The following is a 13,839-nucleotide window of genomic DNA, read 5'->3' on the forward strand; positions in this document are numbered from 1 at the left end:
AGCGCCAGAGATACTACGAATCTCTGGGACTGGCTGCATAGGCAGTGATATCTTTGAGATAAATGTGTCAACCAATATTGACAATATCATTAGCAATGTCAGAAGTCGCACACATTTTCATGTTCATTTGCCTTACTCCTTTCAAAAATTCTATAAACTCTCTCGTAATTAAGCACCATGCGGAATTCTGCTCCCCTTTCGGGTGGGGCAAATTTTGAACCCCTATCCGTCCTCATTACAAGGTCGGCATTCGCTTCCTCCGCAATCCTTTACCCGCATTCCCAACGGCTTCCCTTACGGTCCACTTGCCTTTGCAGGCGAGAATACGGGCTTGACACGTTCCACTTAATCAACAATCATTGATAGTTTAGGTTCCACCTCTACTCCGGCAGTCTTATGTCCGTGTATTCCTATCGTGGAGAAGAATATCCAACTGCACACCTTTTGGTTCAAGCCTGTCAGCTACTTTGGCTTGTTCAGCCTTAACGAAGCTTACGGTGATTCAGTTAATTAACCATGCTATCAGAAAGCCTGCACCCTAACCGCCTTGTAGCTGGCAGTTTTGCTTCTCCCTCACGGGATTTGCTCCAAATAGGGTTCCATTTTATATCCGCTTCCGAACAATGCCATTACTGGCAAAGCCGGGGATATTGGCTTCATCCAACGGAATGGATGGTTTGGTCGGAATTACCGCCAAACAGTTAAATTAAGCGACTTCGTGTCGCACCCACATATACGCATCAAAAGTGTTCTCCGTCACATACCGGAATATCTTTACTTTGTCATTCTGGTTTCCCTGTCTTAAGATACGTCCTTCCTGCTGTTCCAGATCAGACGGCTTCCACGGACAGTCGAGGTGATGGAGAGCAATGAGCCTGTCCTGTACGTTGGTACCAGCACCGAGTTTTGGAGTGGAACCCATGAGGATTCTCACCTGTCCGGCCCGTACCTTTGCAAACAGTTCCGCTTTCTTTGCCTCCGTGTTATATTCATGGATAAAAGCAATCTCTTCTTTCGGGATTCCTCTGGCAGCCAGTTTGTTTCGGACATCATCATATACATTGAATGTCCCGTCTCCTTTTGGTGTAGATAAATCACAGAAGATCAGCTGGGTTGTCCGGTCTGCTTTTCCTTCCTCCCATACCTGAAAAGCATTTTCCACACAGGTATTGACCTTGCTTTTTTCTGCATCCGGAAGAAGCTCATTCAATAATCTCTGGTCAAGGGCACATTTTCTTCCGTCATTGGTAATCTTGAGCATGTTATCCTCTGTCGGATTCACAAGACCGCCTCTTACACTTTCGGCACGTTCTGAAAAAGCACTGACCATTTCCTGCTGTTCTTCACTTGGCTTCAAGACCTCATTGATAAACTCTGCTTCCGGTACAGGAAGATTCAGCATATCCGAAGTCTGAATATCCGCAGCTTCCTTAAAAATGGATATCAGCTCCGGAAGATTGAAAAAACGGGCAAATCGTGTTTTCGCACGATAGCCCGTTCCTTCCGGTGATAATTCGATTGCGGTTACTGTCTCCCCGAACGTTGCCGCCCAGGAATCAAAGTGTCCCATACCCATACGCATGAGTGTGTCATACTGGAGATAACGCATGATAGTGTAAAGCTCCGTCATACTGTTCGATACGGGAGTACCTGTAGCAAAGGTGATCCCTCTGCCGCCGGTCAGTTCATCCATGTACCGGCATTTCATAAACATATCCGAACTTTTCTGTGCATCCGTCTGTGAGATACCCGCCACATTCCGCATTTTTGTATACAAAAAAAGGTTCTTAAAACTATGACTTTCATCCACAAACAGCCGGTCTACGCCCAACTGCTCAAAAGTTACTACATCATCCTTTCTGGTCTGGTCATTGAGTTTCTTCATCCTCGCCTGCAGACTCTTCTTTGTTTTTTCCAACTGCTTGATGGTATAATTCTGTCCTGCCTGATGTGCCGCTTCTTCAATGGAAAACGTAATATCTGCGATCTGATCTTCCAGCATGGCAATCTGCCGTTCCCTTGAAAGGGGGATTTTCTCAAACTGTGTATGTCCAATGATCACGGCATCATAATCTCCTGTCGCAATACGGGAACAGAAACGTTTTCGGTTTGCCGGCTCAAAGTCCTTCTTTGTTGCCACCAGGATATTTGCTCCCGGATAGAGACGTAGGAAATCACTGCCCCACTGTTCTGTCAGATGGTTTGGCACGACATAAAGATTCTTCTGTGAGAGTCCCAGCCGTTTTGATTCCATACCGGCTGCGATCATCTGGAACGTCTTCCCTGCTCCTACGCAATGAGCCAGAAGGGTGTTATTTCCATACAGCACATGAGCCACTGCGTTTTTCTGGTGCGGCATCAGGGTGATCTCCGGATTCATGCCGACAAACTGAATATGGCTTCCATCATATTCCCGTGGACGGATGCTGTTAAATCGTTCATTATAAATCTTACAGAGATCTTCCCGTCGGTGCAGGTCTTTAAATATCCACTCTTTAAATTCCTCTTTGATCAGCTCCTGCTTCTGCTGTGCCAGCATTGTTTCCTTCCGGTTTAATTCCCGGTGTTCCCCCTCGGCATCCTGTACCGTGTCATAAATCTTGGTATCTCTAAGGTTTAAGGCATCTTCCAAAAGACGGTAGGCATTGGCTCTCTGTGTTCCATAAGTGGAAGTGACAAGGGCATTTCCGTAGCTGTCCACATTCTTTCCCATAACATTCCATTGTCCGGTCACTTCGGCATACTGGACTTTGACCTTGCTCCCTACATAATATCTTGGTGTATGAAATGTCTCTGCCATGAACCTTGTAATGTAATCCTCGGAGATCCAGGTTGCCCCAAGTCTTGCCTCAATCTCTGACGCATCCAGATCTTTTGGCTGTACCTGCTCCAAATACTGCACGTTCACCTGATATTCCGGATGATCTTCTGCAAACTGTTTTGCGATCTGCAGTTTCTCCCTCACATTTCCAGAAAGATATTCGTCCGACGGCTCCCATTTTTCACTGATCGGATTCTTAAAGATCACCCCTGCCAGTTCTTCGGTAAGTTCTGCTTCTGTTTTCCCGGAAAGCTGTGCCATATAGGAAAGGTCAACGCCTGCCCTCTCACCAATGGAAACCGCAAGTGCTTCACTGGCAGTATCCACGGAAGTTACCGTTTCTGCCCTGCGGATTGTCCTTTTGGTAAAAATATCCGCTTTCCGTTTCAGTTCTCCCTTATCATCCAGAAATTCCAGAGAAGTCAAAAGACAATAGCTGCTGTCCTGGCTAAATGCCCTCTTATTGGCATTGCTGCTGATAAGACCATATTTTGCTGTAAAGGTATCGTATTCTTCATTGAGTTTTTCCTGCAGCTTTGTGATCTGCTCATCGCTTCCCTCTTCCATCTGACACTGGATCAGTTCATTCGTAACATCACGGATCTTCACCATCCCTTTGACACGTTCCGCTGTTATTGCTGGAAGCTCCATGCGGTTCATCACAGAATTTTCCCGGTAATAGACTTCCTCATTCACTACGGTAAAACTGAAATTCTTTACATCCGGGTCTGCCGGGATAGAGACAACATCCTCCTCCAGCTCTGTATCCGAAAGTTCCAGTTCCGTGATCATGCCATGGATATTCCTGATAGCTTCTTTTAACTGTTCTTCTAAGGTAACGCCTTCTTTTGGTTTTACAGTCACTTCCTGCTTTCCATACTGAGTGCTTTCTGTGGTAAATTCACCAAGCACCATTTCCGGATGCTCTGCAAAATAAGCATTGACTGAATAGCCTTCCGGCATTTCCTTTAAATTTAACCATTCCGGTTCCTCAATGGATGCCCTGTCTCTTTTCTGGAAAAACAGAATATCAGAAACAACGCTGGTATTGGCATTTCTCTGGAACGCATTATTCGGTAATCGGATGGCTCCAAGCAGTTCTGCCCGGTTTGCGATATACTGTCTCACTGCCGGATTCTGCTTATCCATCGTTCCACTGGAAGTTACCACAGCCACTACGCCACCGGGACGCACCAGATCAAGGGATTTTGCAATAAAATAATCATGGATCATAAAATGATGCCGGTCATATCTGCGGTCACTGACCTGATACGCTCCAAACGGAACATTGCCTATCACACAGTCAAAAAAGCTGTCCGGATAACTGGTTTCCTCAAATCCCTGCACGGCAATCTTGTTTTTCTGGTAAAGCTGTTTTGCGATCCTGCCCGAAACCGGGTCAAGTTCCACACCATACATATTGGCTTTGCTCATACTCTCCGGGATCAGTCCCATAAAGTTACCGACACCACAGGACGGCTCCAGGATATTTCCCTGTTTCAGTCCCATGTTTTCCAATGCTTCATACATACTTCGGATCACGATCGGGGATGTATAAAAAGCATTTAAGGTCGATGCCCTTGCTGCACTGTATTCTTCTGGCGATAAAGTATTCTTTAATTCCAGATACTCATTTGCCCAACTGCTGTTACTCTCCTCAAATGCCTGTGGGATACCACCCCAGCCAACATAACGGGATAAGATTTCCTGCTCTTCAGGTGTTGCCAGACGCTCTTCTTTCTCCAAAGTCTGTAACAAATGGATGGCTTCCATATTTGCCTTATACTTTGCTTTAGGTCCGCCTGCACCAAGGTCATTATCCCGGATATGGAAGTTGTGTGGTTTTGTTACAATCTTTTCTACTTCCGGTTTTAAATATGGCTGGAATTCTCCCTCATATCCAAACAGTTCATTTTCTCCGGGAATATAATTGCGTCCGGTTTCCAGACACCGGAACACATCGGCAGTTGGTGCATTGCTGACTGCATAAAAATCATCATAAGAATACTTTGGGAAATCTTCTGTATGATAGGTTGATAAATGCAGTTCTGTATTGGAACGGGTCTGTGCAACCAAATCTTTTCCTTCTATTCCTTCCGGCAATACCCCTACTGCTTCAAAATGATACCCCAGATATTCAAAAACACCTTCATCCCAGGACTCTGCCAGTTCTTCTGCTGTTTTAGCTGTTATCTTTTCTTCTGATTCAGTTGCTTCCCGCTCCCCAGAATCTTTCGTTGTTTCCTGTTTCTGATTTTCCAGAATATCTTCTCTGGCAGTAACCTCTTCCTCTTCTATTTCCTCCACATCTGACATATCTACTACGGTCGGTTCTGCCACTGCCTTCGTATCCAAGAAATCAAACATGGTCATCTGGTGTCCGGATGGTTCCGCAAAAGACGGTTCTGCTTCCGGTGTCGGGAAAATCGTATAGGTTCCTTCTGCATACTGGTGAAGTTCTGAAAGAAGTTCTGTTTTCTGCTGGTAATTTGTCCCATACGCTTCAAAATCCAATGGAAGAGCTGCCAATGCTGCATCCATCTTCTGTAACAGTTCTTCTGTCTGCTCTGGATTCTCTAAAACTGACACCATTTCTTTTCCTGGTTTTTCCCAGAAGAAATCATCCGTAAATGGTCTGTCTATCTCTTCCGGAAGACGGTCATAAAAGCGGAGTACCTTATTCGCCATCTGCTCCCGTTCATATTCCGGCATACGAGCATAATCTTCTGCCTGCAGGAACTGGTCATTCTTTATCAGATAATCTACTCTGTTTGCAACTTTATTCCAGGATAATAAAATTGACGTATATGGATTCCCATAAGCACCTCTTGCAAGAAACAATCCTTTTCCATCATAGTTTGCGTGTGAATCATCGGCACCAGACAGTGCGTGACTGCTTCCACCGATCCCATACTGTTCCTTGATAAAACCTGTCCTCGATCTTTCATCTTCATGCAGCAGATAAAAGGAATACGTCCTAAGCCTGCCCTGCGAATACGCTCCACCTCCTGCAAGATAAGCATCAATCTCATCCTGTGTAATGAACATCGGATGTTCTTTCCAGGCAAAGCCCTCCCTAGCCTGATAAGGAATCACCTCATCCGCAAACTTCTGAAACTGCTTTGAGATATTTATAGGATTATAATGATGGAAACGCATAATAAAATGATTTTCTTCATAGGCTTCTGCCAGTGCATCCAGTCTTTCATTCAGTTCCGAAAGCCACTGAAGATCCTCCAGCTTTTCTTCCAGATAATCCGTGATCTCCGGATAGATACTGCGAAGATGTGGTAAATCCTCCTCATCGAAAACAATCTCCGCTACTCCTTCTGCCATATCCCCTTTCATATAAGCAAGAGCCTGGGCGTGTTCTTTTACTGCATTACTTCTTGCCGCATCCAATACAGACTGCGGTGCATATTCACCCTGGTCTAAAAGCTGATGGATACGTCCGCTGACATCTTCCCATGATAAAAATGCCTTATCTAAGATATGGTCTGTAACTGTATGCCCTACTGCGATCTGCATCCCGGTTTCATCAAACCAGACCGAATATTCATTTCCATCAATCTGAAAACCTTTTCCCCCTTTGCGGTATTCACGCTTCACAAACTCCGTATATTCCTCCGGTGTCTGTTCACTCATGAAATTATAGATGATCCGGAGCTGGCTGGCTTTCCGGTTTCCTCCTGTCCGTAAAATCTCATCGACAACTTCCTCTGGAATCTGGATTTCTCCGGCATAAAGGGCAGCTGCTCTTTCCTCGATCTGCCGCCTTTGTTCATCTGCGGTGGGATATTCGGGCAAAGATAAAGCAGAGGCGATCTCTTCCTCTGCTTTACTCAATCCATCTTCTCTTGTATCTTCGACTAACTGTATACCAATTCCGTCAAGATGCTCTCTTCCGCTGTTGCCATCAGTGCGTTCATGTGTGCTGTCCATGCCATCGGATCTGCTTCCTTGTCCGGTGCCGGATTCTTCTCCAGCAGTTTCTCCATCTGGCTGTCCATTCTCTCCTGTGCTGCTTTCTCGATCTGTTCCAGATGGCTGTTCAGCTTCCCGGTCAGGAACAGGCTCTGATAAAGGCTGTTCTTGTGTTCTTTCAGAAATGTCCTCCGCAGCATCCCATATTTCCCGATCGTCACTTCTTCCTCTTCGACGGTCAGATTCGGAAACAGGTAATCTCCCTTGCGATGATATGTCAGTTCCATAATCGGTTCCTCCTTCATTTTCAATATTTTCTTCTTTTTTCGTTTCTGCATCCTGGTTTTTAATTTCGTGCATTAACGTGGTAAAGTTATTATAATTCCTTTCATTGGAATTTTCAACCTCTTTTCTCGCTTCTTCCAGAGAAATTTTATGTACGGTCTTTCCAATATCAATCAGAATACTCTCACTGAGCTGGCTTGCCGCATTTCCAAGGAAGGTGAGAACTGACAGACGGTTATAATCTGTGATATGCATGAAGTCCTCTTCTTCCAGAAGTTCCATCGGGTCAAGCCCGCATCGCCTGGAAAGCAGATAGTAAACACTGTCTGTTGCCAGCTGACGAAAATCACTGCGGATCGTCACCTCATCCAGATCTTCCAGATAAGTACCTTCTACAGCATATTCCAATCCATCCAGGTATTCCTCCAGATTGTCATTGACCATTTCCCTTGCGACCGCCATCAATGCGTCCTGCAAAGTTGCCGCATCCTTTTCTTCCAGAGCATAGACTTCTGCCAGATGGGTGAGGATCTCTTCTCTCTGGTGTTCCTGCATCTTCCAAAGATATGGGCTTCTGCCTCCGGCTACCATGTGGGTATCCGAAATATCAAACACATAACGAAGTTTGGTATTCTGCCAGGTTTCATCAAACAAGGCAATTCCTCTTGCACCACGATTTACCCAGCGTAACATCTTTTCATTCCATAGTTCCAGTGATGCACAGGCTGTTGCGTCTGGACGCTGTGCATGGATCAGAAGCTGATCTGAAAAAGAATAACGATATAACCTTGATGCTGTGTCCATATAATCCATCCAATCCCCTGGCGAACTGCTCACTGATACGGCATGTTCCTGCACCAAGTTTCGGATGTCCTGTAGTTTAGACATTAAACTTCCCTCCTATCAATAAAAAAACAGCCCACTCTTTTTTAGAATTGGCTGCATAAAATGTACTTTACTTTTCGGAGAGAAAATGCTATATTCTAATTGAAAAGAGTAACCGCCCACAAGGTGGATGCTCCTGGATTAGGTTTTAATTTATTTTGCTCTCAAAGAGAGCTGCCTATCCTGTTGGCAGACAGGGTAGGCTATTTTTTTCGCTTGTTGTCCCTATTATCCAAATAGGCAAGCAAAGCAATCAGAAACGTACCGCCTAAGAACAATAAGCTCAAGACTTCGTATGTATCCATTCGCTCCACCTCCCTTCTTCTGTATCCCTTAACGGAATCTGAAAATCCAGGAGGTTTTTACCAACCCTGTACACGGTTACTCCAGTAATATTCTAACAGGTAACTCTCCGCAAAGCAATTCCTTTTTACTTCATACGGTTTTATATTCTGTTTTTCTCTTATTCTCTGGCCAATGCAGTTTCCATTCCAGATATTCCTCTTCTGTGATTCTTCCATCGCCCAATTTCTGCTTTTTCCCCATCCATTCCTGCAGATAAGACATTGTTTTTTTATCCCTCATTGTGATTCCAACTATTTCACTTTCTGAATCATTTAGCAGGAACAGATGAAAAAGCCCTCTATTTTCTTCATCCATCCAGAATAAAGTTTCCATTAATTCGTCCATTGTCGCAATTCCAGGACTTAAAAAATTTCGGACATCAACTTCCAATATTTCTGCTATCCGGATAAGCGTTTCCTGCTTCGGTGTACGCTGTCCACTTTCATATTGGGCGATTCTCACATCCGCACTACTTTCCCCATATCCTAATCTGCGTCCCAATTCCTTTTGAGTTATGTTGCGAAACATACGGATTTTTCTTATTCTTGCTCCTAATTTCAATTTCTTCTCCTTTTCAAAATGGGGCTGTGCAGTAACCACAGCCCCAGAACACTATTTATATTATCATTTGCGTTTTCTCTTAACTGTCACTACAGTTCCCAGACATCCTGCTGATACTGCAAGTGCCAGCACAAAAATAGCAATATTTGTATTATCTCCTGTTTTTGGTGAATTGGATACAGAAGTCGCATCAGAACCATGGGAACCAGGAGTGCTGACTCCCTGGTTTTCTGATGTTTCCGGAGTGTCTTTTTCCGGAGCTTTCTTATTTGTCAGATCCAGAGTATATTCAATCACAGGAGTACGGTCATTGACATATTCAAACTGAATCTTATGCTCGGTTTCATCAAGCTGATAGCCATCCAGTGTTTTTGTTTCTTTCAGGATATATGTGATTGCTTTTTTATACTGCCCATTCTTAAAAGTCGCAATCGGATAATTCTTTGATTCTGCATGGCCAGCACTGTCTGTTACCAGAGTTTCCAGAACTTTACCTTTGCTGTCACAAAGGGCAAATTCTACACCTTTCATTGGCTTCTTGGTATCTTTATCCGTTTTATTTAAGATTACCTTGCCCATTGCCTGTTCATCTTCCATTTTGGCTCCCTGAACATCTCCGGTGTCCTTAACCTCAAATGTCACTTTATTTGCCACAATATAGCCTTTAGTCATACTCGAACCTATGAATGTTAACTGCATTACTTTATTAAACTTGTTTTGTCGACTGGCAGACAGACCAATCCTCCCACTAGAGGCTATTGCTCCACTCCCATTACAGGAGCTTCGTCGCTCGTGCCTCCGCTCTCACAACGATAAAGGTAAGTTATACAGTGTGCTTTCCTTACCAACAGGTCATAGCATGTGCAACTGCTCACTGTTCGTTGCTTTCGACGTTCCAATATGGTGCAATATACTGTACTTAGGTGCCTCCTTTGCGATTATTTTGCACATGATATAATTCTCCTGTTTTTCTACTATTTTTTATTTACATTACTTTTTTCAATTTCAGCATAAGCTCTATAATATTTGCTCGTCCCTTTATTGGAATAAAGTTCCGATAATTCCATAACTTCAATTTTAGGATGACGCTGCAGGATTTTCTGAAACCATGCAATATCATTTTTTGTTCCCATCAGTCTCACTTTCAGCATTAATCTAGATGTGCAAAATACTCCACTTCTTCACGCTTAGCAAACATATCCACGATGCTCCGGCTCTGTGTGCAACCGTTCTGTAACGATGTCATAGGGAAGTCCGGTCTGCTCGCCGGGGTAAACTGCCTCGGTCTCGGAAGTCATCTGCGGCTGTTCAAATGTTTCCTTGCCATTCAGCCTGTCGGCGTATTTCTGCGCCTCCTGCTCTGAACGAAACGTCTGATAGATGCCGCCCACATCATAATACTGGCCGTCCCGTCCCTCCGGCACGGAATTATCCCGGATGATGAACGGCTCTTCAAAAGCATCGGAAGTCAGCTCCACGGTAAAGCGAGGCTGTTCCAGTTCCTCAGGCAGCGCATCCAGCATATCCTGTACTTCCCGATAATGCTGGGAGGAAAAGCTGATGGTCCGTCTGTTGTACCCGGCATTGGCAACCAGGTAGTCAATCCCTGCCGCGTCCAGCTGCGGGCGCATCAGGGCAAGCTCTGCCTCGGTCAGTTCGGCTTCCAGATTCACCTGGGGCACCGTCGTCTTTTCCGGGAAGAGAATCCCGCGCACGGTCTCAACCGGTTCATTGCGGAAAATGGGAAAACCGGTTCCGTTCTGGAATGTAATGTCCCGCAGGGAGGCGCGGCCATCCCTGACCTCATCCACCGCAAAGCGCCTGCCGTCCAGTGTCAGTTCCGCGCCGATCAGGTCGTTATCGTCCTGAAAATGGGGTACAGACTCCATTTCCGCAGGTTCAGTTTTCTCCGGCGAAGCGATACCCGCCTGCATATCCGCCGCATCGTTTTCCTCGGTCTGCGCCTCATATTTGGATTGCTCCACATACTCCCATTCGGCAGCTTCCCGCTGGGCAATTTTCTCTTTTAGTTCGATCAGATAGTTCTCTGCCACCCACTCGGAATCGAAGTCGGCAGTCACACCTTCCTCATCCACATAGAGGCCGTCGTGCAGATCGTCCCAGATGCCGTAGCCATCGTCCGTTTCAATGACAGCGAAGCGTTCATAAGATTCGACCTCACTCTGGGCAGCAATCTGTTCCGCCTGCGCTAGCATCCGGTCGGCCTCGGTAAAGAAGCGTCCGTCATTCACCAGAATCCCCAACTGACGCTGCACTTTCGCCCACGGCAATTCCAGCATTCCATGGTTGGTAACAACGGAAAAGCTATCCGCACCGCCGAACTCATCTTTCAGCCATGCGGCAGCTCCGCGCTCCCTCCCATGCACCTGCATATAGTCGTTGACACGGGCCTTGCTTTCAAAACTGCCGTTCCAGCGGATGAGTGCATCGCTGATTTCATCGGCTGTGACAGGCTCCGGCGCAGCAGTCGGTTCAGAAACAGGCTGCTTAATCGGCTCGGACGCGGATTCTTCTATGACAGGAGGTTCCTCCTGCGCAGGTTCTTCAGGTTCAGAGATTTCCGGTTCATCGTGCATCCGCGCATAGGTATCCTTCTGCTCCTGGGTGAAGTACCTGTCCTTCCGGATGAGGGAGGAGATACGCTCGGCAACCTTCGTCCAGTTCAGCTCTACAGAGGCACATCCGCCTTTGGTCAGCCGGATGCCCTTGGCACTGTGATCTTCGGAGGAATGGTCTGCTCCGGACAGCGCGTGGGAGCGTCCGCCGATGCCGTACTCCTGTTTCAGAAAATCCGCTTTTTCCTTCATGGTGTGGTCTGCGGTAAAATAGGCGTAGATTCTGCCCTTTCCGCCCGCCACAGAGCTGCCGCCGGCAAGGACTTCGCTGATTTCATCCTCGGTGATAAAGCTTTGCGGTTCCGCAAATTCGGCAGGCCCGTCCGGATATCCCCGGCGCTCAGCGGAGATGTCCCTGACTCCCTGCCACAGCTCATCCATCCGGTGATAATGAAAGCGCAGAAGTTCTCTGTTTTCCGCATAGTCATTTAGGAATGTCAGGAATTCGCCGCGAAGCGTATCGACATAAGTGTTGTCCGCCATTTTCTCCGCAAGCGCTGCGGTGGCGTCCGGATAACCGGCAGGAAGATCGTCCATGGAGGAGAAGTAGCCCACCCGGTTTGCTTCCTCACTCAGGTCATGCTTCAGATAGAGCAGGCTCTGCGCCAGCTCGGAACGGACACGCCCACCAGCCTCGGCAAGCTCCACATTGGAAGCAAAGCTGCCTTCTTCCAGCAGTTGGCCGATTCTTTCCGCCGCAGCCTCCCATGTAATGACATGAGAATCAGCGGCGTATCTGGCCTCACGGCCTTTGTGCAGATGAATGCCGTCCCCGTCATACCACGCGGCATAATCGCCGTGTTCGCCCCGGATGCCGTAGCCACCATGGAATTCCCTTTGCAGCAGCACCGCGATTTCCTCAATCGGCTTCTGCTTCTGGAACGCATCCGCGATATGCTCTCTGGCATGGCTTGTGTTGCTGCCAAAACGGAGCATATCGTCGATTTCCGTCTGGGAAAAAGAAAAAGCGGACAGCACTTCGGTTGTGCGATCCGCTTCATCAATTTGGGATATCTGCTCCTGTTCCGAGAGGAAAAGGTTCAGGGAGAGCTGTTCAAACTCTGCCCCGGCAGTATATCCGCTATTCAGTTCTTCCGGAGGCTCCGGCTCACCGGCTGTTAATTGTACACCAGCTCGTTCAGAATGATCTCCTCGGCCTGTGCCTTCAGCGTATTCATCATGCCCGCCCATTTCATCGGGTCTCTGCGCTTCAGTTCCTCCGTCACGCCGGTCTGCTTCGCCATCTGCGGCATCAGCTCGTCCAGCCTCCGGTGCGCCGTCCCGTCGATCTCCCGAAGGTGCGGATACAGCTGCTCCGACAGCACCAGACGGTTCCAGAGAATCGGGCGATGCTCCTTCAGATACTGTTTCCGCATCTGACCGTACTTCCCGATGGGTGTCTCCTCCTGTTCGCTCAGTCTGATGTCCGGGATCAGATAATCCCCGTTCTGCCTGTACGTCATTTCCATGTTCTGTGCTCCTTTCCGCGATCTGTTCGCGTTCATAGTTTCGGATGGTCGCTCCGATTTCCCGCAGCACCTGCTGATTGATGCCGCTCACCGCCGTTCCCAGCGCGCCCGCCGTTTCCGGGGTGTTGAAATCGAAAACGCTCATAAAGTCTTCGTGTTCAAAGTAGTTTTCCGGCTCCAAACCGCAGCGCAGCATCAGGGAATAACTGATACTGACCTCGGCGGCATTCCGGAAGGCCACTCCGACGTTGAATTCATCATACTCTTCCAGAAAAGAATCCTCAAGGATGCCGAGAATGTCCCTGCGGTTGTCCTCCCAGTATTCCCGCGCCAGCTGAGAAGCCACGGTCTCCAGCTGATCGGCAAGGTTTTCGCCTGCCGGAACGCCGTAGTTTTTCTCCAGCATAGAAGACACGGCTGGAATATGCTCCTCCCGCAGTTCCCACAGGTTCAGGCTTCTGGAATTGGGCCGGGTGCCGGTATCCGAAACATCGAACACATAGCGCAGTCGCTCGCGGTCTCCGCTGGTATCGATGAGCGCGATACCCTTGGAACCGCGCCGCACATACCGGCGCATCGTATTGTTCCAGACGTCGAACTCCGCACAGGCGGTGGCGTCCGGGCGCTGGGCATGGATCATGACCTGTTCGTGATACGGGTATTTGTACAGCCTCGACGCGGTGGCGAGGAAGGACTGCCAGCGCTCCAGGCTTCCGGTCAACTGCCGCTGCGCCTCTTCCGACATTCTTCGGTACTCCTGCAATTTACTTACCATAGATCACGTCTCCTTTCAAAAGAAAAGAGCGCCCGTATCACACGAACGCTTTCTTCCTCCACATATTTTGATTTAGAACTATCCTGTTTCAGATTTCTGCGGTTTCCCGCAAAAATCTGAAATAGGAATCAAGCCGTA

7 protein-coding genes are annotated in these 13,839 nt (G+C 47.4%); 1 reads left to right on the forward strand and 6 read right to left on the reverse strand.

Annotation, left to right across the window (positions count from 1 at the left end):
- Positions 1-706: 706 nt before the first annotated feature.
- The 6 genes from ACTNDQ_RS11520 to ACTNDQ_RS11545 form a co-directional block, all read right to left on the reverse strand.
- Positions 707-7,918 (reverse strand): DEAD/DEAH box helicase family protein, encoded by a 7,212-nt coding sequence (locus ACTNDQ_RS11520; protein WP_441064648.1) that lies wholly within the window; start codon positions 7,916-7,918, stop codon positions 707-709.
- A gap of 200 nt (positions 7,919-8,118) precedes the next feature.
- Entirely contained in the window at positions 8,119-8,220 is a 102-nt protein-coding gene (locus tag ACTNDQ_RS11525) for a putative holin-like toxin (RefSeq protein WP_015524590.1), read from the reverse strand.
- Positions 8,221-8,350: 130 nt separating this feature from the next.
- Positions 8,351-8,821, reverse strand: coding sequence for a helix-turn-helix domain-containing protein (locus ACTNDQ_RS11530; RefSeq protein ID WP_114002924.1), 471 nt, complete (start codon positions 8,819-8,821; stop codon positions 8,351-8,353).
- A 63-nt stretch (positions 8,822-8,884) separates the two neighbouring features.
- The gene (locus ACTNDQ_RS11535) at positions 8,885-9,475 is read right to left on the reverse strand and encodes a SpaA isopeptide-forming pilin-related protein (protein ID WP_441064649.1); all 591 of its coding nucleotides are present in this window, start codon (positions 9,473-9,475) and stop codon (positions 8,885-8,887) included.
- A gap of 533 nt (positions 9,476-10,008) precedes the next feature.
- Complete coding sequence (locus ACTNDQ_RS11540) at positions 10,009-12,648, reverse strand: hypothetical protein (protein ID WP_441064650.1); 2,640 nt, start codon at positions 12,646-12,648, stop codon at positions 10,009-10,011.
- Complete coding sequence (locus ACTNDQ_RS11545; protein ID WP_441064670.1) at positions 12,576-12,920, reverse strand: TnpV protein; 345 nt, start codon at positions 12,918-12,920, stop codon at positions 12,576-12,578. The genes ACTNDQ_RS11540 and ACTNDQ_RS11545 overlap by 73 nt, the downstream gene beginning before the upstream one ends.
- Before the next feature lie 4 nt (positions 12,921-12,924).
- On the opposite strand from ACTNDQ_RS11545, the gene ACTNDQ_RS11550 reads away from it, so the two are divergent.
- Positions 12,925-13,821 (forward strand): hypothetical protein, encoded by an 897-nt coding sequence (locus tag ACTNDQ_RS11550; RefSeq protein WP_441064651.1) that lies wholly within the window; start codon positions 12,925-12,927, stop codon positions 13,819-13,821.
- Positions 13,822-13,839: the final 18 nt, after the last annotated feature.

The sequence above is a fragment of the Blautia massiliensis (ex Liu et al. 2021) genome (assembly GCF_052064225.1).
Taxonomy (GTDB): domain Bacteria; phylum Bacillota; class Clostridia; order Lachnospirales; family Lachnospiraceae; genus Blautia_A; species Blautia_A fusiformis.